The organism is Pseudochrobactrum sp. sp1633 (assembly GCF_030376605.1).
GTDB lineage: Bacteria > Pseudomonadota > Alphaproteobacteria > Rhizobiales > Rhizobiaceae > Pseudochrobactrum.
On record NZ_JARRAE010000002.1, the window covers coordinates 25,296 to 52,188 of the forward strand.

The 26,893-nt window shown below is 51.6% G+C and carries 27 protein-coding genes; 13 read left to right on the forward strand and 14 right to left on the reverse strand.

Going from position 1 to position 26,893, the window contains the following annotated elements; translation table 11 throughout:
• Positions 1 to 93: 93 nt before the first annotated feature.
• From P8H26_RS02305 to P8H26_RS02315, 3 genes are all read right to left on the reverse strand, one after another.
• Positions 94 to 600 carry a hypothetical protein gene (locus tag P8H26_RS02305; protein ID WP_289631246.1) on the reverse strand — a complete coding sequence of 169 codons (507 nt, stop codon included), beginning with the start codon at positions 598 to 600 and terminating at the stop codon, positions 94 to 96.
• Positions 601 to 1,095: 495 nt separating this feature from the next.
• Positions 1,096 to 2,100 carry a DUF1775 domain-containing protein gene (locus P8H26_RS02310; protein WP_289631247.1) on the reverse strand — a complete coding sequence of 335 codons (1,005 nt, stop codon included), beginning with the start codon at positions 2,098 to 2,100 and terminating at the stop codon, positions 1,096 to 1,098.
• Between the two features lie 123 nt (positions 2,101 to 2,223).
• A complete protein-coding gene (locus tag P8H26_RS02315; protein ID WP_289631248.1) occupies positions 2,224 to 2,658 on the reverse strand; it encodes a hypothetical protein in 435 nt (144 codons plus the stop codon).
• Between the two features lie 248 nt (positions 2,659 to 2,906).
• On the opposite strand from P8H26_RS02315, the gene P8H26_RS02320 reads away from it, so the two are divergent.
• A complete protein-coding gene (locus P8H26_RS02320; RefSeq protein ID WP_289631249.1) occupies positions 2,907 to 4,073 on the forward strand; it encodes an Mrp/NBP35 family ATP-binding protein in 1,167 nt (388 codons plus the stop codon).
• Between the two features lie 45 nt (positions 4,074 to 4,118).
• Here P8H26_RS02320 and P8H26_RS02325 read toward each other — a convergent pair whose 3' ends face one another.
• Both P8H26_RS02325 and P8H26_RS02330 read right to left on the reverse strand, forming a co-directional pair.
• Positions 4,119 to 5,750: an alpha-D-glucose phosphate-specific phosphoglucomutase gene (locus P8H26_RS02325; RefSeq protein ID WP_289631250.1), complete on the reverse strand. Its 1,632-nt coding sequence runs from the start codon at positions 5,748 to 5,750 to the stop codon at positions 4,119 to 4,121.
• A 160-nt stretch (positions 5,751 to 5,910) separates the two neighbouring features.
• Positions 5,911 to 7,149, reverse strand: coding sequence for an ROK family transcriptional regulator (locus P8H26_RS02330; protein WP_289631251.1), 1,239 nt, complete (start codon positions 7,147 to 7,149; stop codon positions 5,911 to 5,913).
• Positions 7,150 to 7,491: 342 nt separating this feature from the next.
• On the opposite strand from P8H26_RS02330, the gene P8H26_RS02335 reads away from it, so the two are divergent.
• The 8 genes from P8H26_RS02335 (at position 7,492) to P8H26_RS02370 (ending at position 14,225) form a co-directional block, all read left to right on the forward strand.
• Positions 7,492 to 8,514, forward strand: a complete 1,023-nt coding sequence (locus P8H26_RS02335; RefSeq protein ID WP_289631252.1) for a substrate-binding domain-containing protein — start codon at positions 7,492 to 7,494, stop codon at positions 8,512 to 8,514.
• A gap of 85 nt (positions 8,515 to 8,599) precedes the next feature.
• The gene (locus P8H26_RS02340) at positions 8,600 to 9,697 is read left to right on the forward strand and encodes an ABC transporter permease (protein ID WP_289631253.1); all 1,098 of its coding nucleotides are present in this window, start codon (positions 8,600 to 8,602) and stop codon (positions 9,695 to 9,697) included.
• Positions 9,694 to 10,482 (forward strand): ATP-binding cassette domain-containing protein, encoded by a 789-nt coding sequence (locus P8H26_RS02345; protein WP_289631254.1) that lies wholly within the window; start codon positions 9,694 to 9,696, stop codon positions 10,480 to 10,482. The genes P8H26_RS02340 and P8H26_RS02345 overlap by 4 nt, the downstream gene beginning before the upstream one ends.
• Positions 10,482 to 11,123 (forward strand): nucleoside/nucleotide kinase family protein, encoded by a 642-nt coding sequence (locus tag P8H26_RS02350; protein WP_289631255.1) that lies wholly within the window; start codon positions 10,482 to 10,484, stop codon positions 11,121 to 11,123. Before P8H26_RS02345 ends, P8H26_RS02350 begins: the two co-directional genes overlap by 1 nt.
• 66 nt (positions 11,124 to 11,189) lie before the next feature.
• On the forward strand, positions 11,190 to 11,882 hold the full coding sequence (locus tag P8H26_RS02355; RefSeq protein WP_289631256.1) for a fumarylacetoacetate hydrolase family protein: 693 nt from the start codon (positions 11,190 to 11,192) through the stop codon (positions 11,880 to 11,882).
• A gap of 233 nt (positions 11,883 to 12,115) precedes the next feature.
• Complete coding sequence (locus tag P8H26_RS02360) at positions 12,116 to 12,304, forward strand: hypothetical protein (protein ID WP_289631257.1); 189 nt, start codon at positions 12,116 to 12,118, stop codon at positions 12,302 to 12,304.
• Positions 12,304 to 13,350 (forward strand): lytic transglycosylase domain-containing protein, encoded by a 1,047-nt coding sequence (locus tag P8H26_RS02365; protein ID WP_289631258.1) that lies wholly within the window; start codon positions 12,304 to 12,306, stop codon positions 13,348 to 13,350. Before P8H26_RS02360 ends, P8H26_RS02365 begins: the two co-directional genes overlap by 1 nt.
• A gap of 215 nt (positions 13,351 to 13,565) precedes the next feature.
• On the forward strand, positions 13,566 to 14,225 hold the full coding sequence (locus P8H26_RS02370; protein ID WP_289631259.1) for a hemolysin III family protein: 660 nt from the start codon (positions 13,566 to 13,568) through the stop codon (positions 14,223 to 14,225).
• Positions 14,226 to 14,433: 208 nt separating this feature from the next.
• On the opposite strand, the gene P8H26_RS02375 is transcribed toward P8H26_RS02370, so the two are convergent.
• Positions 14,434 to 15,654, reverse strand: coding sequence for an argininosuccinate synthase (locus P8H26_RS02375; RefSeq protein ID WP_289631260.1), 1,221 nt, complete (start codon positions 15,652 to 15,654; stop codon positions 14,434 to 14,436).
• 219 nt (positions 15,655 to 15,873) lie between these two features.
• Between P8H26_RS02375 and P8H26_RS02380 the strand changes: the two genes are divergently transcribed.
• The gene (locus P8H26_RS02380) at positions 15,874 to 16,533 is read left to right on the forward strand and encodes a LysE family translocator (RefSeq protein ID WP_289631261.1); all 660 of its coding nucleotides are present in this window, start codon (positions 15,874 to 15,876) and stop codon (positions 16,531 to 16,533) included.
• 64 nt (positions 16,534 to 16,597) lie between these two features.
• On the opposite strand, the gene P8H26_RS02385 is transcribed toward P8H26_RS02380, so the two are convergent.
• From P8H26_RS02385 to P8H26_RS02410, 6 genes are all read right to left on the reverse strand, one after another.
• Positions 16,598 to 17,068, reverse strand: a complete 471-nt coding sequence (locus P8H26_RS02385) for a hypothetical protein (protein WP_289631262.1) — start codon at positions 17,066 to 17,068, stop codon at positions 16,598 to 16,600.
• Positions 17,069 to 17,125: 57 nt separating this feature from the next.
• Positions 17,126 to 17,569: a hypothetical protein gene (locus tag P8H26_RS02390; RefSeq protein ID WP_289631263.1), complete on the reverse strand. Its 444-nt coding sequence runs from the start codon at positions 17,567 to 17,569 to the stop codon at positions 17,126 to 17,128.
• Positions 17,570 to 17,763: 194 nt separating this feature from the next.
• Positions 17,764 to 19,002 (reverse strand): 23S rRNA (adenine(2503)-C(2))-methyltransferase RlmN, encoded by a 1,239-nt coding sequence (gene rlmN / locus P8H26_RS02395; RefSeq protein ID WP_289631264.1) that lies wholly within the window; start codon positions 19,000 to 19,002, stop codon positions 17,764 to 17,766.
• Positions 19,003 to 19,358: 356 nt separating this feature from the next.
• A complete protein-coding gene (locus P8H26_RS02400; RefSeq protein WP_289384698.1) occupies positions 19,359 to 19,862 on the reverse strand; it encodes an invasion associated locus B family protein in 504 nt (167 codons plus the stop codon).
• A 285-nt stretch (positions 19,863 to 20,147) separates the two neighbouring features.
• Positions 20,148 to 20,540 carry a YkvA family protein gene (locus P8H26_RS02405; protein ID WP_289631265.1) on the reverse strand — a complete coding sequence of 131 codons (393 nt, stop codon included), beginning with the start codon at positions 20,538 to 20,540 and terminating at the stop codon, positions 20,148 to 20,150.
• A gap of 88 nt (positions 20,541 to 20,628) precedes the next feature.
• Complete coding sequence (locus P8H26_RS02410) at positions 20,629 to 20,922, reverse strand: 4a-hydroxytetrahydrobiopterin dehydratase (RefSeq protein ID WP_289631266.1); 294 nt, start codon at positions 20,920 to 20,922, stop codon at positions 20,629 to 20,631.
• A gap of 243 nt (positions 20,923 to 21,165) precedes the next feature.
• Between P8H26_RS02410 and P8H26_RS02415 the strand changes: the two genes are divergently transcribed.
• Entirely contained in the window at positions 21,166 to 21,657 is a 492-nt protein-coding gene (locus P8H26_RS02415) for a low molecular weight protein-tyrosine-phosphatase (protein WP_289631267.1), read from the forward strand.
• 90 nt (positions 21,658 to 21,747) lie between these two features.
• On the opposite strand, the gene thpR is transcribed toward P8H26_RS02415, so the two are convergent.
• Entirely contained in the window at positions 21,748 to 22,374 is a 627-nt protein-coding gene (gene thpR / locus P8H26_RS02420) for an RNA 2',3'-cyclic phosphodiesterase (protein WP_289631268.1), read from the reverse strand.
• Between the two features lie 301 nt (positions 22,375 to 22,675).
• A complete protein-coding gene (locus tag P8H26_RS02425; RefSeq protein WP_289631269.1) occupies positions 22,676 to 23,341 on the reverse strand; it encodes an arylesterase in 666 nt (221 codons plus the stop codon).
• 187 nt (positions 23,342 to 23,528) lie between these two features.
• Here P8H26_RS02425 and P8H26_RS02430 point away from each other — a divergent pair, with 187 nt between their 5' ends.
• Positions 23,529 to 24,290 carry an ABC transporter ATP-binding protein gene (locus P8H26_RS02430; protein ID WP_289631528.1) on the forward strand — a complete coding sequence of 254 codons (762 nt, stop codon included), beginning with the start codon at positions 23,529 to 23,531 and terminating at the stop codon, positions 24,288 to 24,290.
• Between the two features lie 11 nt (positions 24,291 to 24,301).
• Entirely contained in the window at positions 24,302 to 26,863 is a 2,562-nt protein-coding gene (locus P8H26_RS02435; protein WP_289631529.1) for an ABC transporter permease, read from the forward strand.
• Positions 26,864 to 26,893: the final 30 nt, after the last annotated feature.

The following is a 26,893-nucleotide window of genomic DNA, read 5'->3' on the forward strand; positions in this document are numbered from 1 at the left end:
CCTGTCGGTTTTGCCCGAAAATCCGGAGCGCTTCGCTCACCTATTTGGGCGGAAATCATGGTAAAGTTATGAAGGCCGGTTAAGACATTCATATCAGTGAAAAATTTGGCTCCCTGCCGGTGACAGAACACAGTCAACGGCATAATGCGGGATCGGCAGCAATACCTGATCCAGTTCCGCCATTGTCTGCGCATAGTCCTGCGCGGCCTTTTTGACCTCTGCAATCCGGCTGCTGCAAACCAGCGCATCAAGACAGGCGTCACGGGTTGTGTCATCGCCGTTTTGCAATGCGGAGATCAGGCCCATCAACAGGCATTCTTCACGACAAATATGCATGGAACCATAAGGAAAGGCTTTGAGCTGGCAAGCTGCGCAAAAATGCAGGGTGCGAATGAAATGCGAGAGCTCTGTTACAGCGCGCTTGGCATTGGTAAGACCAAGCTCCTGCGTGTAAATCGTCCAGGCCATTTCCCAAGGGATAACGGACCCGGTTTCAAAGCCGGATGTCCAGTGGCGATAGCCTTCAAGAACCAGCTTTTCAGCCTGCCGCTCGAAATAATGACTGGATGTTTCAAAGAGATTGCTGACCTGCATATTCATGATCTGCCTCCCGCCTGAAAGGGACGGGAAGGGGATATGAAAATACGTCGCGGTTGCGGACGCAAAGGCAGAACCGCCCTCGGGCGGCATAGTGTGTGACCAAACATAGGTCCTCCAATCGAAAGGGTTCAAGGCCCAGACATCAAAGGTTAAATCTCGTGTCACAAACATTCAGGATCATTCACTGAGCGCTCTGACAGGGGGAATATGCCGGTGAAACCAGCGGATTGTCAAACCTAAATTACATGGAATATTTAGAAAATCGTTCTTATTTCAATGACTTAGAATTATTCTAGACTATTTTTGTCATGTTTAATCTTTGAAATAACAAGCTATCTATATGAAACCGTGAAGGTTTTGCGTGATTGTCGCATGAGGCCGGATTACACCGCATTCCGGCCGGATCATCACACGATGCGACGTCGCGCCTCACGCAAATTCTGCAATACAGAGCCTGCACAGACCCTGCGTGAGGTGCTTTCTCAGAATCAGCGCTTAATGCTGGCTATGATCATTTGCTTTATCAGCCGAACCTTTGGCCGGATTCACGTGAAACGGTAAATTAACCTTTCCGGCTTTTTCAAATTCCAGCTCAACATTAACTGTTTCACCTTCTTTGAACGGCTTTGCCAGATCCATGAACATGATGTGGAAACCGGATGGTGCCAGTGTTACAGTCTGACCGGCAGGAATAGCCAGTGGTTCGCTCAGTTTGCGCATTTTCATGACATTGTCTTTCATCGACATTTCATGAATTTCCACTTTTCCTGCTGCATCACTGGTGCCGCCGATCAGATTGTCATCTTCTTTGCCATTATTGGTGATCACAATATAACCGCCTGCCACACGCGCATTCGGGATTGTTGCCACACTATGTGCTTTTGAAAGTGTCAGATCGCCGAGCGTTACTGCTTCCGCAGCTTTGTTGTCATGACCATTGGCATGACCGGCATGGGCACTGTGATCTGCGGCTTTTGCAGCGCTAGCGCTGACAAGCAGTTGCGGCGCAGGATTTTTCAGATCATGCGGGTTCTGGCCTTCTGTGGCAATATCCGTCCAGTTTTCAGTTTTATCATTTTCGCAGGTCTGGACGGTCGGAAAAGACAGAGTGGTGTCCTTATCAAAAGAGGCGAGTTTACCGACGACCGCAAATTCATCATAGAAATCGCCTGGCAGCTTGCCGCCCTTCCAGATGATTTCGGTCACGCCGTTTTTCACATCTTTGCCGTGAACTTTATAACTGTGCTGATAATCGGATTTGACAGTTTCGATCTCCCATCCGGCCTTCACCTGTGGCTGGGCAGCGATAAAACCTTCCGGAATTTTGATGCTGACCTGTGTGGTCGCGGCACCCTCACAGCCATGCGGGATTTTCAGAACAGCTTTATAGCCGCTGCCTGCCGCTGCCTGTGCGGTTTCAAGGGAAACATGCGCCTGTGCCAGACCGGTTGCACCGAGAATAAGAGCAGAGATGCAGAGCGGCGTAAAAATCGTTTTCATATATTTATTCCTTGCAGAAACAGGCTTTCTGAACTGCATTTGGACAGACAGAAAGCGTGGGAACGCGCATATGCGCGCGTGACTGAGCAGTCCTGCAACATTTTTGGATGTGCAGGTTTGTTATCAGGCAAGGAAAGGCGGCGCCTGCGGCGGGGCGGCGGGCGGATAAGGTCGGGAGCGGGGCAAAACCTGAGCGGTACGTTTGACGCTGCTATTGTGGTCTTTGCTAACAACAGGGCCGCCTGTTGCGGGCGGTGTAACCAGTGCGAAACCTGCCGAGATGCGGCAGGCCTCACAATCAGCCATCATATTATGGTTCTTGTGATGTTTGTCCGCAGCCGCACTGTTTTCTGAAACACAGATAGAAACAATACTGCCATCCGGCATGGTTTCATAACGGATGAAGACCGGCTCGGCTGCTGTGCCGCTTTGCGCGGTCATTTGTAAAAGCGGCGCGCTGACATCAACAGGTTTATGGGCAAAAGACAGCAGAACAAGCGCCAACACGCACAGAATGCGTATCAGGATTTGTTTGTGCTTTTGCGTTTGAACCATCATTCAAAAACTGTCGGTTTGCTCATTGTCGCTTTTTAACGCGGGGTGTGCAGGAAAGAAAGAGCTTTGCCGCTCAATAATAGCGCAAGTCCGCCCTCTGCCTCATGATGTCACAGAGGTTTGCACGGAAAGAGCTTAAGATAACTTTCTCTCGGACACAAAATCATTTAACGATGATGCACGAAATACCGGTGACGGGGTAGCCTGTTGTTCCGGCAGTGATGAACAGATTTTGCCACGGGGTATGAGACATGTCACAGGTCACGAAAGAGGTGGTACTGGCTCAACTGAAACAGGTCACAGGACCGGATTTTGAAGGTGATATTGTCAGCCTCGGACTGGTGTCTGATATTTTTATTGCTGATAATAAAGTGTTCTTTTCCATTACAGTTCCTTCTGACCGCGCGCAGGCTATGGAGCCGCTGCGTCAGAGAGCCGAAAAGCTGGTCAAGGATATTCCGGGGGTTGCCGGTGCGCTGGTAACACTGACCGCCGAGCGCAAAGGCGGCCGCACCAGCGATGATGCCCCGCAGAACCGTCCTAAACCTGCACCGCAATCTGTGTCTCAGGCGCGTCCTGCTGCACATGCTCACGCAGCCCCGCAGGCACCGGCAAAACCGGGTATCCCGGGTGTGGGCAAGATTATCGCCGTTGCCTCGGGCAAAGGGGGCGTTGGCAAATCCACCACTTCGGTCAATATCGCACTCGGACTTCAGGCTCTGGGATTGAAAGTCGGTATTCTTGATGCCGATGTTTACGGCCCTTCCATGCCACGCCTGATGGGAATTTCCGGCCGGCCGGAAACCACCAATGGCCGTATTATGAAGCCGATGAGCAATTACGGCATCAAGGTCATGTCGATGGGCTTTCTGGTGGAAGAAGAAACGCCGATGATCTGGCGCGGCCCGATGGTGATGTCTGCTCTGACCCAGATGATGCGTGAAGTGGAATGGGGCGATCTCGATGTGATGGTTGTCGACATGCCTCCGGGCACCGGTGACACGCAGCTGACAATGGCGCAGCAGGTACCGCTGGCCGGTGCGGTGATTGTTTCCACACCGCAGGATCTGGCGCTGATTGATGCCCGCAAAGGGCTGAATATGTTTGCCAAGGTCAATGTGCCGCTGCTCGGCATTGTCGAGAATATGAGCTATTTCATCGCGCCGGATACAGGCAACCGCTATGATATTTTTGGTCATGGTGGTGCGCAGCGCGAAGCCGAGCGGCTGAATGTACCGTTCCTCGGTGCGGTGCCGCTGCATATGCAAATCCGCGAATTATCTGATGCCGGTATGCCGGTCACAGTTAAAGATCCGGAAAGCCCGCATGCGCAGATTTATCGCGATATTGCTCAGAAAGTTTGGGCTCAGGTGAGCGGCGGTTCATCCCGCGCGGCACCGAAGATCGTATTTGAATAACAACTTACGAAAAAGCCCCGTTTTAAACGGGGCTTTTTCGTTTGGTCAGGTAATAACGCTTGGTCTTTCGCGGCCGGTATAGCGGGTGATCTTTGTGAGTTCCGCCGCCGCTGCAATCAGTGCGGTTAAAGCACTTTGCGTTTCCAGATCATGCTTGCTGCTGTCAGCCTCATAGCGTTCCAGATAAATGCGGATGGTTGCCCCCGCGGTGCCGGTGCCGGACAAACGCACCACCAGGCGGGAGCCGCCGGCAAAGAGAATGCGGATACCCTGATGCTTGCTCACGGAATGATCAACCGGATCATGATAGGCAAAATCATCGGCTGCCTCCACGACCATGCCCTGCACAGTGGTGCCTTTGAGATCAGGCAGTTTTGCTCGCAATGCATCCATCAGTGCATTGGCACCGTCTGAGGCCACTTCTTCATAATCGTGGCGTGAATAATAATTGCGACCATAGGTCTGCCAATGCTCGTGCATAATCTCGGCGACAGATTGCTTGCGCACTGCCAGAATATTCAGCCACAGCAGCACTGCCCATAACCCGTCTTTTTCACGTACATGGTCCGAGCCGGTTCCGGCACTTTCCTCACCGCAAATGGTCACAAGGCCGGTATCCAGCAGATTGCCGAAGAATTTCCAGCCGGTCGGTGTTTCATGCATACCGATCTTCAGTTTTTCGGCCACACGGTCTGCGGCGCAACTGGTTGGCATAGAGCGGGCAATCCCGGCAATGCCTTTACGATAGGCCGGAGCCAGATGCGCGTTGGCGGCAAGCACAGCCAGAGAATCAGATGGTGCAATATACATGCCTTTGCCGATAATCAGATTACGGTCGCCGTCGCCATCGGAAGCGGCACCAAAATCCGGCGCATTGGCCGACATCAGTTCTTCATAAAGCTCGTGAGCATAAACAATATTCGGATCTGGATGGTGGCCGCCAAAATCTTCCAAAGGCACGGCATTGAAAACGCTGCCCGCTTTTGCACCGAGCCGGTTTTCAAAAATCTCTGTGGCATAAGGGCCGGTCACCGCATGCATGGCATCAAAACGCATTGTGAAGCCGGATTGCAGCAGATTGCGGATGGCCTGAAAGTCAAACAGACTTTCCATCAGCGCTGCATAATCCTTCACCGGATCAATGATCTCAACGACTGTATCGCCGATCTGATGCGAGCCGAGTGTATCAATGTCGATATCGGCGCAATCGGCAATCTTGTAGGAAGTGATGGTTTTAGAATGGGCGAACATCGCTTCGGTCAGCTTTTCCGGAGCGGGGCCGCCATTGCTGATATTGAATTTGATGCCGAAATCACCCTGCGGTCCGCCGGCATTATGGCTGGCCGAGAGAATAATACCGCCAAAGGCTTTATTCTGGCGGATGAGATTGGAAGCTGCGGGCGTTGAGGTAATGCCACCAAGACCAACCAGAATACGGCCAAAACCATTTGCCGCAGCAATTTTGATGGTGCTCTGGATCACTTTGCGATTGAGATAGCGCCCGTCACCGCCAAGCACCAGTGTTTTGCCCTGAAAACCTTCCAGACTGTCAAAGATCGACTGGATAAAGTTTTCCGCATAATGCTCCTGAGCAAATACAGTCACTTTTTTACGCAGGCCCGATGTACCAGGCTTCTGATCGGGAAAAGGTGTGGTGCTGATGGTTTTAAAAGTCATGGTCTGGCTTTGTCCTGACGATAAAGGCTTTCGCAAAAGATAAATGCAGATGCGTTATACCGGTTCCGTTTTATGGCGGATATTAAAGGCACTCTCATGAAGCCCAAGTAAATGATTGCGCATAAAAACCGGTTTATTGTTCAATTTTGGTAAGACAGTTTTACTGTATGTGTTTGAAAAGAACATTCTGATCAAAGAGATAGCGGCTGAAAATTGGCAGTCGTGCTGCTCCCAGAGCTTTGGCGTGAACACCGACAGTCCCTTCCTCAATTACCGGCGGAATAATCCCCTGTAAATTGAGCAGGGCAATTTCCGCCCGTGTCGTTTCAACTATTCTGGCACGGAGCGCTTCCGGCATCCAGCCGTCAATGATGGCAGCAGGAAAATCAATCACACAGGCAGCTGATGATATGGCGTGAGCAAGGCTGCGTGCGGTCAGAATAATCCATTCATCAAGGACAGGGCTGAAGATTTCCCAGTTGTCCGGTGCAGTCCAAAGCGGGGCGGTATCAATGTGTTGTTGTTTGAGGCTGCGCTCCAGAATGAAGAGCGATGCTGTGTCAATCAATTGTGCAGGGCGACTATATTGCTGTGCAGTTGTAACCGTACCGCTGCCCATCGGCATGGAGCCCAAAGCACCGGCATTGCCGCTGCGTCCGGCATAAAGCGTATTGTTGAGCACAACACCGCCGCCAATAAATGAGCCGATGAAAAAATAGACATAATCGGCGTAGTCCGCGCCCGTGCCAAAGGTGAGTTCCGCGCCGCAGGCGGCCGTGGCATCATTCTGGATCAGTACCGGAAAAGGCAGCTTATGGCTCAGTTCCTCGCAGATATCGGTGCTTTGCCAGGCCTGCAAATCGGCAGGCGGTGCGCCGACTTCTTCAACCCAGTTCCACAGCTCGAAAGGCATGGCAATGCCAAGGCCTGCGATGCGGCTTTGCTGTGCAGGTGAGAGCAGGGCGGTAAATTGCTCAATACCGGAGCGTGTAAAATGCAGAATATCATCAGGTACCGGCCAGTCATAAGTCTGGTGCAGGCGGGCACGGATGGTGCCGGTAAAATCCACGAGAACCAGTTCTGCACTGCGGCGACCGATCTTCAGACCAAAGGAAAAGACCCCGTCAGGATTGAGCATCATTGGTTGACTTGGCTGGCCGACACGCCCGCGTTGTTTTTCGCCACTCAGTAGCAATCCGTCCTGTTCAAGATTGCGGATAATCACGGAAACTGTCTGCGCGGACAGGCCGGTTAATCTGGCAATCTCCGCCCGTGGCATAGCACCCTGACGGCGCACGACGGAGAGGATCAGGCGTTCATTATAGGCGCGCATTCCCGCTTGGTCAGAACCACGGCTGGTTGTTGCAGGGTCAAAAGGGGCGCCTTGCGGATATTGCATCGGGTGTCCTGTGCGGAGCGCTATGGATAATGGTTTGGAATAAGAGAATTATTTTTGAAGTAAAGTCTGAAGATCGCATTTTTGTATGACGTTTCCTGTCAGACTGGCACAGCGAATTAATAAATCAAGTGGATTTATTAATTGACAGGGTTGAAATCCCGTGTTTCCATGATCCGGCTTGCGCATATTTCTGGGAGCAATAAATTTCAGCTCTCTCAAATTGCAGAGCAGAGGCGACTGAAGAGGGTGCCTGAGATTGTTGATCTGAGACTGTTATTGGCTGGTCCATCACGGAGTTCATGGACTGAACTCATCGTAGTGAAATGACTCTGGGAGGAGTTCATGAAAAAAACTATTCTTACCTCTGCTTTTGCCCTTCTGGCATTAGGTGTTGCGGGTGTTGGTGCACAGGCTGCTGAAGTCACAGCATGTGTGATTACCAAAACAGATACCAATCCGTTCTTTGTAAAAATCAAAGAGGGTGCGGTTGCCAAATCCAAGGAGCTTGGCATCAATCTGAAATCCTATGCGGGCAAGATTGACGGCGATACGGAAAGCCAGATTGCAGCAGTAGAAACCTGTATTGCTGATGGCGCCAAAGGGATTCTCATCACTGCATCCGACACCAAAGGCATTGTTCCTGTGCTGAAACAGGCGCGCGATGCGGGTATGCTGGTGATTGCGCTCGACACGCCGCTGGAACCGGCAGATGCAGCGGACGCAACTTTTGCAACCGATAATTTTCTGGCCGGTGAACTGGTAGGCAAATGGGCTGCAGGGCGTCTGGGTGATAAAGCCAAAGAGGCTAAAGTTGCCTTCCTCAATCTCACAGCCATGCAGCCAAGTGTTGACGTATTGCGCGATCAGGGCTTTGCCACAGGCTTCGGTATTGATACGAAAAACAAAGACGTGCTTGGCGATGAAGATGACGCACGCATTGCCGGCCGCGATCTGACCGACGGCAATGAAGAAGGCGGCCGCCGTGCGATGGAAAATCTTCTGCAAAAAGACCCGAATATCAATGTTGTTCATACCATTAACGAGCCTGCTGCTGCCGGTGCCTATGAAGCGCTGAAAGCCGTAGGGCGTGAAAAAGATGTGATGATCGTATCCATTGATGGCGGTTGTCCGGGTGTGAAAAACGTGGCCGACGGCGTGATCGGTGCTACAGCACAGCAATATCCGATGCAGATGGCAACGCTTGGTATTGAGGCGATTAAGAAATTCGCTGATACTGGTGAGAAGCCGAAGCCGACAGATGGTAAAACCTTTGTCGATACCGGTGTAATGCTGGTGACAGATCAGCCGGTTGACGGTGTTCAGTCGATCGACACCAAAGAAGGTCTGGCGAAGTGCTGGGGCTGATTGCCGTTTTGCACTTTTAACGCATAAACCGGCATGATATTCATGCCGGTTCCTTTTTCACCGACTGGCAAAACCGGAAACATCCATGACTGAAACCACGCAAAATCATGAAACGGACGTCAAACGCAGGCCGCAGGATTTTGAGCAGGTTCTGGTGAACAGCGCTTCCGGTGTTGCCAGTTTCGACACTGAAGACCGTAGTCTGCTTTATAAAATCCGCACGATTTTACATCAAAATCCGGCAGCAGTGCCGCTGATCGTGTTGGTAATGTCACTGGCGATTTTTGCTGTTCTGGTCGGGTCAAAGTTTTTCTCTGCCTTTGCGCTGACGCTCATTCTCCAGCAGGTGGCCATTACCGGTATTATTGCGTCTGCGCAGACGCTTGTTATTCTCACCGCCGGTATTGATCTCTCCGTTGGCGCGATCATGGTGCTGTCTTCGGTGATTATGGGGCAGTTCACTTTCCGCTATGGTTTGCCGCCGGAACTCTCCATCCTGTGCGGTTTTGCAGTGGGTGCTTTATGCGGGTTTTTCAACGGCTGGTTCGTGGCCTATTGGAAACTGCCGCCTTTCATTGTCACGCTCGGCATGTGGCAGATCGTGCTGGCAACCAATTTTCTTTATTCAGCCAACGAAACCATCCGCGCGCAGGAAATTACGGAAAAAGCACCGATATTGCAGTTTTTCGGCAATAATATCCGGTTCGGCGGAGCGGTTTTCACCTATGGCGTGATTGCTATGGTGTTGCTGGTTCTGGCTCTCTGGTATGTGCTCAATCATACGGCATGGGGGCGGCATGTTTATGCGATCGGCGATGATCCCGAAGCGGCGCAGCTTGCCGGTGTCCGTGTTAAGCCTGTGCTGATGTCTGTCTATATTATTGCCGGTCTGATCTGTGCGCTGGGTGGCTGGGCGATGATCGGTCGTCTCGGTTCGGTTTCCCCGACGGCGGGGCAGTTTGCCAATATTGAATCCATTACGGCTGTGGTGATCGGCGGGATTTCGCTGTTCGGTGGACGCGGTTCTATTCTCGGTACCATGTTTGGTGCATTGATCGTCGGTGTATTTTCACTGGGGCTGCGCCTGTGGGGAACCGATCCGCAATGGACCTATTTGCTGATTGGTGTCCTGATTATTGTTGCGGTTGCAATTGACCAGTGGATCAGAAAGGCTGCGGCATGAGAGATTCAGTTCAGCCGGTATTGTCGGCAAAAGCTCTTGTTAAACGCTACGGCCGTGTCACGGCGCTGGATCATGCGGATTTTGATCTCTATCCGGGTGAAGTGCTGGCGGTTATCGGGGATAATGGTGCCGGAAAATCCTCACTGATTAAGGCGCTGTCCGGTGCCATCCAGCCTGATGAAGGCGAGATTTTTCTCGACGGCAAGCCGGTGAGTTTCCGCTCACCGATTGCGGCACGCGCTGAGGGCATTGAAACCGTTTATCAAAATCTGGCTTTGTCGCCTGCCTTGTCGATTGCCAATAATATGTTTTTGGGGCGCGAATTGCGCAAACCCGGTCTGATGGGTAGCCTGTTCCGTCAGCTCGATCATAAGAGAATGGAGCAGATTGCCCGCGACAAACTCTCAGAACTCGGGCTGATGACCATCCAGAATATCTCGCAGGCGGTGGAAACACTCTCCGGCGGTCAGCGTCAGGGTGTTGCTGTGGCGCGTGCTGCGGCTTTCGGCTCCAAAGTGGTGATTATGGATGAGCCGACTGCCGCGTTAGGGGTTAAAGAATCCCGCCGCGTGCTTGATCTTATTCAGGAAGTGAAATCACGAGGGCTACCAATTGTACTGATTTCGCACAATATGCCCCATGTGTTTGAGGTGGCGGATCGTGTGCATGTGCACCGGCTGGGCAAAAGGCTGGCGGTGATCAATCCCCGCCAATGTTCCATGTCGGATGCCGTGGCGCTGATGACCGGCGCATTAACCCCGACTGATGAAATGCTGGCCGCGTAATGTCGGATGCACAAGTGATGAAACGTGAAGCACTGGCGGCAGATATTCTGGCACGGGCAAAAGGGCGACATCGTCTGATTGTTGCGATTGCCGGTGCGCCGGCTGCGGGAAAGTCCACGCTTGCCGAAGAGCTTTGCCACGACATAAACAGATTGTCTGCTGCACAGCCGTCCATCGTCGTGCCGATGGACGGGTTTCATTATGATAATGCAATTCTGGATGCGCGCGGGTACAGGGCGCGCAAGGGAGCGCCGCATACATTTGATGCCGATGGTTTTAAGGCTTTGCTGGCGCGATTAAAAAATGAAGACGGCGATATTGCCATTCCGGTTTTTGACAGGGCTATGGATTTGGCGCGTGCCGGTGCAGCAATGGTCACAGCGCAACATCAGATTTTGCTGGTTGAGGGCAATTATCTGCTGCTGGATCAGCCGGTATGGCGCGATCTGCGGCAGTATTTTGATCTGAGCATTTTCTTGCAAGTGCCATTCTCTACATTGGAACAACGTCTTATTCAGCGCTGGCTGGATTATGGCGCGGATGAGCATGCTGCGAGAACCCGCGCCCTTGCCAATGATATTCCTAATGCGCAAACCGTTGTGGAGCAGTCGCAACCGGCAGACTTTATCTTGCAGGATTGAAACTTTCCTGTAGGCTCGGGTAAATCCAGAATTTACCAGCCAGAGTTTACCAGTAAGAGAATGCTCATGTCCGACAAGCTGATTTTTCCTGCCCGCCCGCCGGTAACATTGCCGATTGAGGGGAGTGATCAGCACTTTCCGGTGCATCGCATTTACTGTGTCGGACGCAATTATGCGGACCATGCGCGGGAAATGGGACATGATCCAGATCGTGAGCCACCGTTTTTCTTTCAGAAAAATCCGGATAATCTGGTTACGGATAACGGCAATTTTCCGTATCCTCCGCTGTCAAATGATGTGCATCATGAAATTGAGCTGGTTGTGGCACTGCAAAAAGGCGGAAAAAACATTCCGGCAGCACAGGCCGATGAGCATATTTACGGCTACGCGGTTGGGCTGGATATGACACGGCGTGACATGCAGGGGCAGGCCAAAAAACAAGGCCGCCCGTGGGAAACAGGCAAGGCTTTCGAACAGTCCGCACCTTGTTCTGCGCTGGTGCCGGCAAGCCGTATCGGTCATCCTGATATGGGCTCTATCTGGCTGAAAATTAACGGAAAAACCGTACAGAAAGGCGACATTAATCAGCTGATCTGGTCCGTGCCGGAAACAATCTCCATCCTTTCCACGCTTTATGAATTGCAGGCCGGTGATCTGATTTTTACCGGCACACCTGCCGGTGTCGGGCCTGTTGCGCGGGGCGATATTCTGGAGGGCGGCGTTGACGCTATCGGACATCTGACAACAAAAGTTGTCTGATCCTTGACGACTGCTTGCATTTTACGGCTGGCCTCATAGGCGGAATCCCTGTAATTATTTATTTAACCATGAGACAGGGTCCCCGATCTTCGGACTTTGTGACGACTTTTACTGCCTGAGCGATACACTGTTCGGATTGCGTTCAATCAATGCTTTCTGCCGTATCGTTTCATACGCTTTATGACGGGGACATTCCCTTATCTGCGAGCGGAGACAACAAAAAGGATCGCCCGATGGCATTCGAAGAGATCAAGGCGGAAATCGCTTTGTTATTTGAGCAGATGGTCAATCAGCCTGAAGATATGCACGAATTGGCGGAAACCATTCGTGAAAAGCTCAATGCGATGAGAGCCAGCGGCCTGCCGGTACCGGAAGATCTGGTCGAACTCGAAAAACGTCTCAACAGCGATTTAGGTGCCTGATGCAAATTTCATCTCTGGCACTGCGCTCTGCTCTTCTGCTTTCCGGTGTTGTGGTGCTTTCTGCCTGCACCACGACCAATAATCCTAAAACCGCAGCAAACACAGCATCAACACAGGCTGTTGATATGGCTGTGGCGGATATGGCCAAAGCTGTTAACACGCCTGAAACTGTTGCGGGCGTGCCAAACCCTGATGGCAGTGCCAAGGGTGCAATAATTGCTGCCGCTGCTCCCGCCGATGCGGCGCAGGTTGCCGGTCAAACACAGGTTCTGGCTTTGGCAGCAACGGATGTCGCTGATCCGGTTTTGCCTGCCGCTGTACCGTTGCCGATGTTCCGCCAAACGGCAACTGAGGCTTTGCTGGCAACGGCAACACCGTCTCTGGCAACCGGTGCACATAATACACCGGGTGAAGTGAAATATACCGGCGTTACCAAATCCGGTACGGCCAATCATCTGGTAGAGCAGCGCGCCGAGATCGCGGCAGACAGCAAGCCGGAACTGCATAATCTTATCGGGCAATATGCGGCCGCCTATCAGGTGCCGGAGCGTCTGGTGCATCGCGTTGTGCAGCGCGAGAGCCGATATAATCCTGTTGCCCGCAATGGCCCGTATTTCGGTCTGATGCAGATCAGCCATGCCACAGCGCGTGGCATGGGCTATCAGGGCAACGCGCAAGGCCTGCTCAATGCCAATACCAATCTGCGCTATGCGGTTAAATATCTGGCCGGTGCTTATAAAGTTGCCGGCGGTAATGAAACGCAGGCAGTGAAATTCTATGCACGCGGCTATTATTATGATGCCAAGCGCAAGGGGCTTCTGGAAGAAACCGGTTTGCGCACAGGGCCTAATTCCGTGCGCACGGCGTTTATTGAACCGGGTAAGACCACAGAAGCGGCCAAGGCCGTGACAGCCGCTGCAACCGGCAATGCTGTTGATGTGGCACAAACTGATCCTATGGTCACGCAGTCTGTTGCTAAATCTGCAAAAACTGCAGGCAAATCATCCCGCGTTTCCTTTAAGCCGCGGGAAAATATTCAGCGCTGATTTCGGTGCTGTTTATAACCACCTTCTTTTGACCGCTTGCCTTTGAAGTGAGGCAAGCGGTTTTTTATTACCTGTGTTCGGCGCAGCTCTCGGAATTTTAAGAAGCGGTCATTTTGTCGTCATGAATCTATAATCATTCTGACGCATACTTATTATGCGTCAGGCTCTGAAAGGTTCAGATCACACGCTCCGGTAATTTTAGCAGGCGGTCTGATATGAACCAGATTTTACAAAGGGCTGAAGCGTCCGTTGCCCGTCTTTATGACAACGCCGAATTATGGGCAGACGGCATTGTGCATGTGGTCGGTGTCGTGCTGGCCGTGAGCGGTGCCGCAGCAATGCTCTGGTATTTCGCTGGGCAGATATCACCGGTCATTTATATCTCCGCGCTGATCTATGTTCTGAGCCTTGTGGCCGCGCTGACGATCTCTGCAATCTATAATATCTGGCCGGTCTCGCCGGTGAAGCAGTTTCTGCGCCGCTTTGATCATTCCATGATCTATGTGCTGATTGCCGGAACCTATACGCCCTTCATCATGAAAATGGGCGAAGGGGCAGGCTGGCATTTGGGGCTGGTCTGGCTGATTGCGTTTTGTGGTATTGCGCTGAAACTGACAATGCCCGGTCGTTTTGACCGTTTGGCAATCCTGCTCTATCTTGCGCTCGGCTGGAGCGGCGTGCTGATTTACGATCAGCTGTTGCAGTTCCTGCCCCTGCAAGTGGTAGTGCTGATTGCTGCTGGTGGGATCATCTATTCCCTCGGCGTTATTTTCCATGTCTGGGAACGCCTGCGCTTCCAAAACGCAATCTGGCACGGCTTTGTCGTAGCAGGAGCTACTCTCCACTACAGTGCAGTCTTCCTCGCCGTCCATTAATTTTGGCTCTGGCGGCCTGCAAATGGCAATTTCCTCCGATCCGGTGCTCACGCACTAGCAGTGCGCTCCGCTCCGGTTCTCGAAAATCACCATTTTCGTCACGCCATAACCAAAATTCGCTTCGCGTCGCGCTTGTTATCTGAAAAAAGACAAATAAAAAACAGCCGGATTGCTCCGGCTGTTTGTATATTTAGATAATCTGGTTTGATTAGCCGCGGTTGCGGGCTGCCAAAGTGCGCAGACGCAGTGCATTGAGCTTGATAAAGCCTGCTGCATCTTTCTGGTCATATGCGCCGTGATCATCTTCAAATGTCACCAGCTTGTCGGAATAAAGCGACTTATCGCTTTCGCGGCCGGTCACAATCACATTGCCCTTATAGAGCTTGAGTGTGACTTCACCTTCTACGTGACGCTGGCTGAGGTCGATTGCAGCCTGCAGCATTTCACGCTCCGGTGAGTACCAGAAGCCGTAATAGATCAGTTCCGCATAGCGTGGCATCAGTTCATCTTTAAGATGCGCTGCGCCGCGATCCAGCGTAATGCTTTCAATCGCGCGGTGTGCTGCGAGCAGAATGGTGCCGCCCGGTGTTTCATAAACGCCGCGGGATTTCATGCCAACGAAACGGTTTTCAACGAGGTCAAGACGACCGATACCATTGTCACGGCCATAATCATTGAGTGCAGCCAGCAGGGTTGCTGGTGACATGCGCACGCCGTTGATCGAAACCGCATCACCGCGTTCAAAGCCGACTTTGATGATGGTTGCTTTGTCTGGTGCTGCTTCTGGAGAAATAGTGCGCATATGCACATATTCAGGTGCTTCAACAGCCGGATCTTCCAGCACTTTACCTTCTGATGAAGAGTGCAGCAGGTTGGCGTCAACCGAGAATGGGGCTTCGCCCATCTTGTCTTTTGCCACCGGAATCTGGTGCTGTTCAGCAAAGTCCAGCAGATCTGTACGGCTCTTGAACGACCAGTCGCGCCACGGAGCAATGATCTTGATATCCGGGTTCAGTGCATAGGCGGATAGTTCGAAACGAACCTGATCGTTACCCTTACCGGTTGCGCCGTGAGCAATTGCATCTGCGCCGGTTTTTTTAGCGATTTCGATGAGGTGCTTGGAGATCAGCGGGCGGGCAATCGAAGTACCGAGCAGGTAAACGCCTTCATAAACAGCATTGGCGCGGAACATCGGGAAAACGAAATCGCGGACGAATTCTTCACGGACATCTTCAACGAAGATTTCTTTGATGCCGAGCATTTCAGCTTTTTTGCGTGCCGGTTCCAGCTCTTCACCCTGACCGAGATCAGCGGTGAATGTCACAACCTCAGCACCGAGCTCGGTCTGCAGCCATTTCAGAATGATTGAAGTATCGAGACCGCCGGAATAAGCGAGCACGACTTTTTTAACGTCTTTCCAGTTATTCATTTTTGCATCCAGTACGAGCCGGTACGGCTTAGGAGTGGTTTCCGCATCGCAGCGGAGAGAATTCTGGCTTTTCTTTTATCATCTCAATAATGTGAAGCAAGGTGTCTTAATGCCGGAGTTGTCAGATTGTTAAATTTTAGCGACGGACGAGTAAATCCGGTTCCGTGTAAACAATTTCTGCGTTAGCTTGGCAAAATTCATCTGCTTCGGGGCGCATTCATGTCATTCTTAAGTTCTCTGACTTTTATACCGGACTGGCCGGTGCTGGTTCAGTTCGCCATTGCCACATTTATCCTGTCGATTACGCCGGGTCCCGACATGACATTATTTGTCGGCCGCGCTTTGTCTGAGGGTAAGGTGGCCGGTTTTGCCTGTCTCGCCGGTGCCTCCAGCGGCATTGTCATCCATACCACGATGGTGGCCATTGGCTTGTCTGCGCTGATTATTGCTTCGCCAAGTGCGTTCTGGGTGCTGAAAGTTGTTGGTGCCGGATATTTGGTGTTTCTGGCTGTTCAGGCGCTGCGCAAAGGCTCGGCATTCGCGCCGGAAAAAGGCAGCGGTAAAAAGCACACATTGTTTCAGAACTGGGCAACGGGACTGGGAATTAATCTGCTCAACCCGAAAATCATCCTGTTTAACATGACTTTCCTGCCGCAGTTTGTTTCCGCTCATGATCCGCATGCACCGGGAAAACTGTTTTTCCTCGGGCTTTCCTTCATTCCGCTCAGCTTGCCGGTGGTGGTGCCGATGATTTTAGCCGCGGATAAATTTGCAGGGCTTTTGAAGAAGAATCCAACAGTAACACGCTGGGTCGATTATATTTTTGCGAGCGTGTTCTCGGTCTTTGCTATGAAAATTCTGCTGGCCGAAGGCAAGTAATTTATAGCATGTCTCCCAAAAGTGGATACCGGTTTTGGGGCAAAGATATGCGTGAAAAGAAAAACTATTTGGTTTCCGGTGTCTCTTTGCCGGAAACCATATTGGTCCAGCGCCCAGATACCAGCCAGTAGACGAATCCGCCGGTAATTCCGGCGGCAGCAATGCTCATCAGCATCATCGCTTCGTCGGCGTTTTTCACATCTGGTTCAAAGCCTGCAATGAAGAGAATAATGCCTGAAATCATGCCGCCAAGGCTATAAAACAGGCTATCGCGTTTGTTGAAATATTCACCGCATGCGATGAGTACAAGAGCGGGCCAAAAGGCAAGATAACCGACAATTATGGCCATGAACGGCGTAGCAACAAACAGCCCCGCTCCGAAGCCATACTCAAAGCCGTCATTGATAATATCCGGCAGGAAACCGATGGTTGCCAGAAGCAGCACATTGAGTAACAAGCCCGCAGCCAGAACGGCACAGCCATAGCCAAAGATGATGACTGTGAACCGGCCGATCAGTTGCAGGCTTTTATCCATATTGAGTGTATCTTTGATTGAATTGAAGGTTATTTCTTTAAATTATAGTGTACTATATTATTCTCGTTGTGATGGAATATTTGTCCATCGACCTGCAATCATCCAGTATGTTAGGCCACCAATAAAGCCGCAGCTTAAAATTCTTGCAAATATAGCGATTATGCTATCGCCTTGTTTTCCAACATCTGAGTAAGCTGCATACAGAATAAGGTTCATGGTAATTGCGGATAAAATGTAAAATAATTTATCTCTTCTGGAAAATACTTCTCCAAGCGCGACGATAAGTAATGCCGGAAGAAATGTGTAAGGTAAGGTTATATAACTGTAAAATATTGATATTAATGCAATTCCTAAAAGACCTAAAAAATTATTTCCGCCTAAAGGGGGATCTATAAATAGAATATTCGCAAATCCTAAAAAGGCAACTGCAGCAGATACAGCAAGAAAATATCCCAAAAATATTACGAAAATACGTGCAGTTAAATTCGTTAGGGTAATCATTTTGCATCCGTTCTATGTGGAAATCAGCGGATTTTTTCAGTGTAATGATATTTTATTTAACTAATATGCAATTTACATTGCATCACAGTGTAAACTTATGCATGTAACTATATATTTCCAGAATGATTAATAGTTTGTTCTATTAATCATTCTGGAATTGTTTTTTGGATGTATTGAATAGGTGGTGGTGCCGCTTAATCTTCGCCGTGATTGGCAATCATCATGGCTTCAAATGCCAGACGATCGGTTTTGCGCATACGCTCGGATTCTGATTTCAGCTGACCGCAAGCAGCGAGAATATCGCGGCCGCGCGGTGTGCGGATCGGAGAGGCGTAGCCTGCTGCATTTACGTAATCGGCAAAGCGCTCAATCTGTTCCCAATCCGAGCACTGGTAATTTGTACCGGGCCAAGGATTGAACGGGATGAGATTGATTTTGGCCGGAATGCCTTTGAGCAGCTGCACCAGTTTCTTGGCATCTTCTAAGCTGTCATTCACGTCTTTGAGCATGACATATTCAAAGGTGATGCGCTTGGCATTGGAAAGACCCGGATAGGCGCGGCAGGCTTTGATCAGCTCTTCCAGCGGATATTTTTTGTTGATGGGCACAAGCATATCGCGCAGATCGTCGCGCACTGCATGGAGCGAGATTGCCAGCATCACGCCGATTTCTTCACCGGTACGGTAAATTTCAGGCACAACACCGGAAGTGGAAAGCGTAATGCGGCGCTTGGAGAGCGACAAACCATCACCGTCCGAGGCAATGAGCAAGGCCTTCTTCACTTCTTCAAAATTATAGAGCGGTTCGCCCATGCCCATCATCACGATATTGGTGATCTTGCGCCCTTCCGCCGGCACAATCGCACCATCGGGCGTATTGGCTTCAGGGAAATCGCCCAGACGGTCGCGTGCAGTGAGAAGCTGGGAGAGAATTTCCTCAGCAGTCAGATTGCGCACCAGTTTCTGTGTGCCGGTATGGCAGAAAGAGCAGGTGAGGGTACAGCCAACCTGAGAGGAAATGCACAGCGTACCGCGACCTTCTTCAGGAATGTACACACATTCGATTTCAACCGGACGACCGGCGCCACGCGGCGGAAAGCGGAACAGCCATTTGCGGGTGCCATCGGTGGAAATTTGCTCTTCCACAACCTCCGGACGCGCAATCGTATAGTCTTTGGTCAGTGCTGCGCGCAGATCTTTGGAGATATTGGCCATATCGGCAAAATCCGATACGCCGCGCACATAGAGCCAGTGCCAGATTTGCGCGACGCGCATTTTTACCTGTTTGGGGGCGATGCCAACGTCCAGCAAGGCCTGTCCCAGTTCCTCACGGGAAAGACCGATCAATGTCGGCTTTGGCGCCAGCATCGCACGGGCATTAGCGGCCAGAGCATCGCGGGACTGAGGCGTGGTAAGGTCATAGGAAATAGACATCAGCTTTACTTAAGGCTCACAATTGCATGGCCGCATCAGAAGGACAGAAATCCTGACGTATGACTGATAAAGCGGCACTGTTGCATGATTTAAAGGGGGCTTTTTTCGCGGTGAGATCCGCAAGAATACCCTGAAGTGCGGCCTCATAGCATGGAAATGGCGCTACGTCACGCTTTTATCAAGAGGTGGTCTGCGACGTAATTTCTAAAATACCGGCGATGATGCAAAAAAAGCCGGACATTAAGTCCGGCTTTTGAATTTTCAGATTGAACGCTGCGTTTGCGGTACTTCTAGCCTGCCCGCCTTAACGGCATTTTTGACCAGCCCGCTTTAGCGGCACTTCTAGCCTGCTCGCTTTAGCGGCATTTTTGAATTGCAGCGAGAGCTGCTGAAATGCCTTTAAGCGAATAGGTGTAGGTGGTTTTTGTGCCGCGCTTCGATGCCGCATTCACAACCATGTCTGAACCACCGCGCATCGCAGCAATCAGCTTCGGCTCTTCCGCAGCATTTTCCATCCAGCCGGATTTGCCGTTGGTAAACATGTTAAAGCGCGCATTGCCGATGGTGACGACGACTTTAGTATTGGCCTGCAATTCATAGCCGGCCATAAATTGCGGCTCAAAAGATACGTTCTGACCTGGCTTCTGGCTGACGAGGAAGAAATTATCTCCATGATCAACAGATGCAGGCTGCTTCTGGGTCGGGACGGACAGGACATAGCATACCTTACCGTTGCCCGACTGATAGCTGTATGCGCCCCAGGCGTTGAACTGGCTGATCTGGCTCGGGGACTGGGCAAGCGCGGAGCCTGCCATAGCCATTGTGAACACAGAAGCCGCGACGATCGATTTTCCAAGCATAGGTCCTACCGGTTCTCTTTCGTTTGCTTCAAACTCAAAATTCGGGAAACACGCTGATTAAAGCACGTCCCGTTTGTTTGTCTTAATTTGACTTAATCTGGGTTACCAAACCGTGAAGTTTTGAGGAAAATGAGTTGTTTTCCTGCGCAATATGCAAAATTTCTCACTCACCCGCCTGCATATGTGACTTCAGCATCAGGAAAGAGGCAATAATTTGTTCGCTTCGCCGTTGATTCTGGTTTCTTTAAAGCGGCTCGTAGCAGCGCTTGTTTTTCGACAGGAAAATCAGTTTTGCTGCGTATCTGTCTCGGCATCCTGACGCAGCGATTGCTGCGCGGCCGCGTAATGTGCGGGTGTGATGTGGCTGCGAACAGAGGCCAGTGCTGCCATTAAGACCGCCATGTCATCTGTGAAGCCGATACCAATCAGAAGATCGGGCACAAAATCGAACGGCAGGACAAAATAAGCGAGTGCCGCGAGCAGCGTGGCACGGACACGGCGCGGTGTTTTGGGATCGAGCGCGCAATAATAGGAGGCAACTAGCTCCTCGGTAAAAGGAACATGCCGTGCCGCTTTTTTCAGCGTTTTCCAGAAATTTTTACGCACACGATGCGCGCGACTGGTCTGCTCGCGCTCGGAGCCGGGCTGTAAAATTTCACCGATTTTAATATCGTCCATAGCAAATCCTCATCAACGGACAAATGGTGCAGATGATGCGCTATTACAAGATACGGGTGTTTGACGGGACAGGCGTTGCGGCTGTTTTTCAGGCAGCAAAATCATTGATCAGTTTTGCCATACGCATATCAAGTTCTGTCAGGCCTTTGGCCGAATGGGTCGTCAGGGTGATGTCGACTTTATTATAAACATTGAACCATTCCGGATGGTGGTCGAGCTTTTCGGCCGCCAGAGCAACGCGGGTCATAAAAGCAAAGGCTGCATTGAAATCGCGGAATTTAAAACTTTGACGGATGGATAAATGATCTTCCGACAATGCCCATCCTGAAAGCTGTGACAGGGCTGTGCGTATGTCTTCATGGGACAGAGGCGTGCGTGACATGCGAGGGCTCCTTGAACAGGCGGCTATATATGCCGGATTATTTTATAGCATCATATGGTTTTTGTATTGGCGCAGATGGTCGGATACTGCCATTAAACGGCAATTAATTCTGTATTTTGCGTTTTGTACAGTTTCCGTTCATGTTCCTGTCTGTATGAGCCCAATGAATTACTGAATTATCTGAATATATTGTCATATCCGGAACGTTCGGTGTTTTTGACATTTAATGTCAGCGGGGGAACTATGCAGCAGCCATTTTCAATTCTTTTTATCTGTCTTGGTAATATCTGCCGGTCGCCGCTTGCTGAGGGGGCGATGCGTGCGGTGTTGCAGGAGCGCTTTCCGCAGCGGGACTTCATCGTCGATTCCGCAGGCACCAACGGTTATCATACCGGTGAGGCACCGGATTATCGTTCGGTCGCGGTTGGTTTGAAACACGGGCTGGATATTTCCGATCAGCGCTGCCGCCAGCTTGTCGATGAAGACTTTACCCGTTTTAACCTGATCCTGGCGATGGATCAGAACAATCTGATGACGATTAACCGCCTTGCTCCAAAAGGAGCGACTGCTGTGACGGGATTGTTTACGGCTGTCGCACGGGACGGCCTGAGCGGGCATAGTGTGGATCGGGGGGAGGAAATCCCCGATCCTTATTATGGCGATGCTGCGGACTTTGAACGGGTTTATCTTATGGTTCGTGATGCAGCTGAGGCGCTAGCCGATCGGTTGTCCTGAGGCACTAGCCGATCGGTTGTCCTGAGGCACTAGCCGACCGGTTATCTTGAGGCGCTAGCCGACAAGATGGAAGTGGCGCTAGCCTAACGGCTAGCGTGAAACTCCGGCGGATAGTGGATGATGCCTGTGCGGCGCATCATTATTGTTTTCAAAGGCGGATTTGAAAGCTGCACTGCGCAGCGGCCAGACCTCCTCTGTCACATAAGGGCCACCGCCGGTCGATTCCTTGGATGACATTAGGACAAAGCGCGAGACGTTAAACGGCAAAGTGGTGAAATTTCCCCGCTCGGAGAGGTAGCGCGCAAGCTGCATATCCGGCAGTCCTTTCAAACGTGCCAGTGTCACATGCGGGGTAAATTTGCGCGGATCAGGCGGCAGGCGCAACCTTTGGCAGATACGCTCCATTTCTGCCTGCAGGGCCAGCAATTCCGGCACCGGTGTAACACCGGCGTAAATGCTGTGCGGTTTTTTACTACCGAATGCATCAACGCCTGTGAGTTGCAAGGTGAAGCTTTCACGGTCAATCCGGTCTAGCGCATGCACAATCTCATCGGCGACATGTCCCTCGACATCGCCGATAAAACGCAGAGTGATGTGATAGTTTTCCGGATCAATCCAGCGGACAGAGCCTTTGGGGCCGATAAGCCCGCCACGCAATAATGAGAGTGACAGAGCGGCATCCCTGGAGATTTCAAGGGCAGTGAAAAGGCGCGGCATAGCATCCTCCTCAATGGGATATAATCTCAAAATGTGGCTCTGCAAGACGGTACCATTGATTTGCGGTCTGGCTTGCAGCGGACACAGAGCCTGAAAAACGAAGCAGGCTATATGTCCTGATTATAGCGAAACACTGATCTGCCCGTTGCACAAGTGCTTTGTTACGTAAATCCTCAGAGTTTATTCACTGGTTTAAACTTTTGCGGATTATTACCAGATCGTGTGTTTCGTATTGAAGAAGTAGCATACAGATTGTGTCAGTAAGATGAAGCCCGTTTGGTCGGGGTCCATGTTTGTGACATCAGTTCAAATCAATTGATTCCTGATCAAGCATGGCTTTTACAGCAGGCAGAATATTCGCCACCATAACCTTCACGCCTTGCGGATTGGGGTGCATGCCATCATCCAGAAGCAGTTTTTTATCCGCTGCTACACCGTCGAGAAAAAACGGATAGAGTTTGATCTGATATTTATCGGCGAGCGTCTGATAGATCGGATTAAAACCGGCAGCATAATCTGCGCCCATATTCGGCGGTGCAATCATACCAGCGAGCAATACCGGAATGCCGCGTTCCTTTAAGCGCGCCAGCATCTGATCTAAATTTTTCTCACTCAGTTCAGGAGAAATACCGCGCAAGGCATCATTGGCGCCGAGTTCTAAAATGACGAGCTGCGTTTCATCCGGCACCGACCAGTCAAGACGTGCCAGTCCGCCGCTCGTGGTGTCGCCTGAAACGCCGGCATTGGCGACGGAGGCTTTATATCCGGCATTTTGCAATGCGCTTTGTAATTGTGCGGTGAAGCCGTCACTTTGCGCCAGCTGATAGCCTGCCATCAGGCTGTCACCAAAGCCGACAATCTGTACGGTGTCTGCGGATGCTTCCTGTGCCGAAACAGGGGAGGCAACAGAAACGGACAAGCCGAACAGTAAAGCAATGGCTGTAAGATGAGCGAACCGAAGCGACATTCGTTTTGATCCTGTATGAACTCTTTTGTTTGCATATGGCGAATATTATGGGGCATGCAAGAGCCAAATTTATGATCAGCGGAAACAGTATTTAGCTCGCTGCTCTGTACATTCGCCCTGTGTGACCCCAGATAGAAAACAATGTGCCTTTAAGGCCTCCGCCATTTATCAGGGAAATGACGTGACCATGCAGCCTCTACAACCACAATCCGTGAATACACAGTCAGATATCGAGCTGGAAAATATTGATCTGACTTTAGGCAACCATGCCTCCCGCGTCCATGTTCTCAATGATATTTCCCTGAAAATACAAAGCGGAGAATCTGTCGGAATTGTGGGGCCTTCCGGTTCAGGCAAATCAACATTGCTGATGGTGCTGGCGGGTTTGGAAAAAGTTGACAGCGGCAAAGTGCTGATCAGCGGCGAACGCATTGACCGGATGAGCGAAGATCAGGCCGCCGCGTTTCGCGGACGCAATATCGGCATTGTCTTCCAGTCTTTCCATTTGATCCCCAATATGACCGCATTGGAAAATGTGGCTGTGCCGCTTGAGCTGGCAGGGCGTGAAGATGCTTTTGTGGTTGCTGAACAGGCTTTGCAGTCTGTGGGGCTCGGGCATCGCCTGTCGCATTATCCGGCAGCGCTTTCCGGTGGTGAGCAGCAGCGTGTGGCAATCGCCCGTGCTTTGGCGCCAAGTCCGGCGATTTTGATCGCGGATGAGCCGACCGGTAATCTGGACACGGAAACTGGCGGGCAAATTGCTGATCTGCTCTTTGCCAAACAGCAGGAATATGGGCTGACGATGGTGCTGGTCACGCATGATCCGGCACTGGCTGCCCGTTGCGGCCGTGAGATTCAGGTGCGCTCCGGTCAGATCCATGCAGCGTCTGTCCATGCGATACAAAGCCGGACAGATGAGGACACTGTGCAGGCGGAAGCGGCACAATGAAGACAGATACAATGGCGGTTAAGAACTCTTTCTCCCTTGCATTGCGTTTTGCTCTGCGCGAAATGCGAGGGGGGCTGACCGGCTTCTATATTTTTCTGGGTTGTATTGCCCTTGGCGTTGCTGCAATCGGTGGGGTGAATTCGGTTGCACGCTCTATCGCTGATGGTCTGGCCGTCGAAGGGCAGGCCATTCTGGGCGGTGATGTCAGCTTTATGCTGAACCAGCGTGAGGTGAGCGATCAAGAACGGCAGTTCCTGAACGATCAGGGGGCGGTTTCTGAAAATATCACTATGCGCTCGATGGTGCGCTTAACGAACGGCTCCGATCAGGCGCTGGTCGAGGTGAAGGCTGTTGATAGTGCCTATCCGCTCTATGGCACATTGAAATTGCAACCGGATTTGCCCGCATCTGAGCGCTTTGCGCTGCAAGACGGAGCCTATGGCGCGGCCGTGCCGCAACTGTTGCTTGACCGGCTGGGCTTGAAGCTCGGCGATCAGATTATGCTTGGTTCGGCAAAGTTCGGCTTGCGTGCGGTTATTGAGAGCGAGCCGGATATGCTTGCCTCCGGTATGGCTCTGGCACCGCGTTTTTTGACTTCGGTTGAAGCTCTGCGTGCGTCCGGTCTTATTCAGCCGGGCAGTCTGGTCAATTATATTTATAAAATTGCATTACCTGATACAGTACAGGCAGGCGCGCAGGACACCCGTGTGGCAGCCATTGAGCGCGAGGCGGAGAAGGCCTTTCCGGAAGCGGGATGGAATATCCGCAACCGCACCAATGCGGCACCGGCATTATCGGCCAATATTGAGCGGTTTTCGCAATTTTTGACCCTTGTCGGGCTGACCTCGCTGATTATCGGCGGCGTTGGTGTGGCCAATGCCGTGCGCAGTTATCTTGATGGCAAAAGACCAGTCATTGCGACCTTTAAATCGCTGGGCGCATCGGCTGATTTCGTGGTGCTGATTTATCTATGTCAGATTGTGGCGATTGCGCTGATCGGCATTGTTGCGGGGCTGGTTCTGTCGGTGGCTTTGAGTGCTGGTGCAGTTTATGGCCTGTCATCCTATCTGCCGGTGAGTGCGGGATTGAAGCTCTATCCGCAGGCACTGTTGCTGGCGACAGCATTTGGCGTGATCACCACACTGATCTTTGCGCTCTTGCCGCTGGGGCGCGCACGTACAGTTCCGGCGACAGCTTTGTTTCGCCAGAAAGGCTTTGACCAGAGCGGCTGGCCGCCCTTGCTCTACACCCTTTCAGCTGGGCTGTTACTCGCGGCGCTGATTGGCTTGGTGCTGTTTTTTGTTGAGGATCAGCGCATTGCCGGTGTGTTCATTGTCGGCGCGGTTGCGGCTTTTATTATCTTACGCGGCGTTTCGTCTGTGCTGCGGTTACTGGCACGCCGTGCGCCGCGTTTCCGCTCTCCGGCATTGCGTCTGGCGGTTGGTAATATTCATCGCCCCGGAGCGTTAACACCTTCTGTGGTACTGTCTCTCGGTCTTGGTCTGACGCTGGTTGTGGCGCTGGCATTGGTGGATGGTAATCTCCGCCGCCAGATCACACAAAGTCTGCCTGCACATGCACCGAATTTCTTTTTCGTGGATATTCAGAATACGGAGATTGATGCGTTTCGTGATATGCTGGCAAAAACAGCGCCTGAAGGCAAGGTGGTCAGTGCCGCCATGCTGCGCGGACGTATTGTGGCGCTGAACGGTACGGATGTTGATAAGGTCAATGTGCCGCCGCAAGGCGCATGGGTGCTGCGTGGCGATCGCGGAATTACCTATGCCAAGAATCTGCCGGAAAACTCCACGCTGAGCCAAGGCGAATGGTGGCCTGCGGATTATAGTGGCGAACCGCTGGTGTCTTTTGCAGCGAAAGAGGCTGAAGAGCTTGGTCTTAAAATCGGTGATACAGTGACAGTGAATGTGCTTGGCCGCAATATCACTGCGAAGATCGCCAATTTCCGGCAGGTGCAGTGGGAAACGCTGGCGATTAATTTCGTCATGGTCTTTTCTCCCAATACTTTTGCCGGTGCGCCGCATTCATGGCTGGCCACGCTGACCGATGCTGATGCTGCTCCTGCGCAGGAGGCAACAGTGTTGCGGACAATCACCCAGACTTTCCCTGCGGTAACCTCGGTACGGGTCAAGGATGCGATTGAGGTGGCGAATGATCTCATTGGTCAGTTGGCAACGGCAATTCGCTGGGCCGCGTCTGTCGGGCTTTTGGCTGCTATTCTGGTGCTGGCAGGGGCACTGGCTGCCGGAAATCATGCGCGGCAGCATGATGCGGTTGTTTTGAAAACGTTGGGTGCCACACGAATTACGTTAATCCGTGCCTTTATTTATGAATATGCATTGCTGGGTTTCGCAACGGCGGTTTTTGCACTGACAGCGGGTGGTTTGGCGGCTTGGTTCGTTGTTGAGCGTTTGATGAATTTGCAAATGCGCGTGCTGCCGGATGTGGCGTTTTTTACCGTTCTGACCGCGCTGGTTCTGACTGTCGGCTTTGGTCTGGCCGGTACATGGCGGGTGCTGGGGCAAAAGGCAGGCACAGTCTTGCGTGAGTTGTAATGGTGTGAGCAATAAAAATACTGTCCTGCA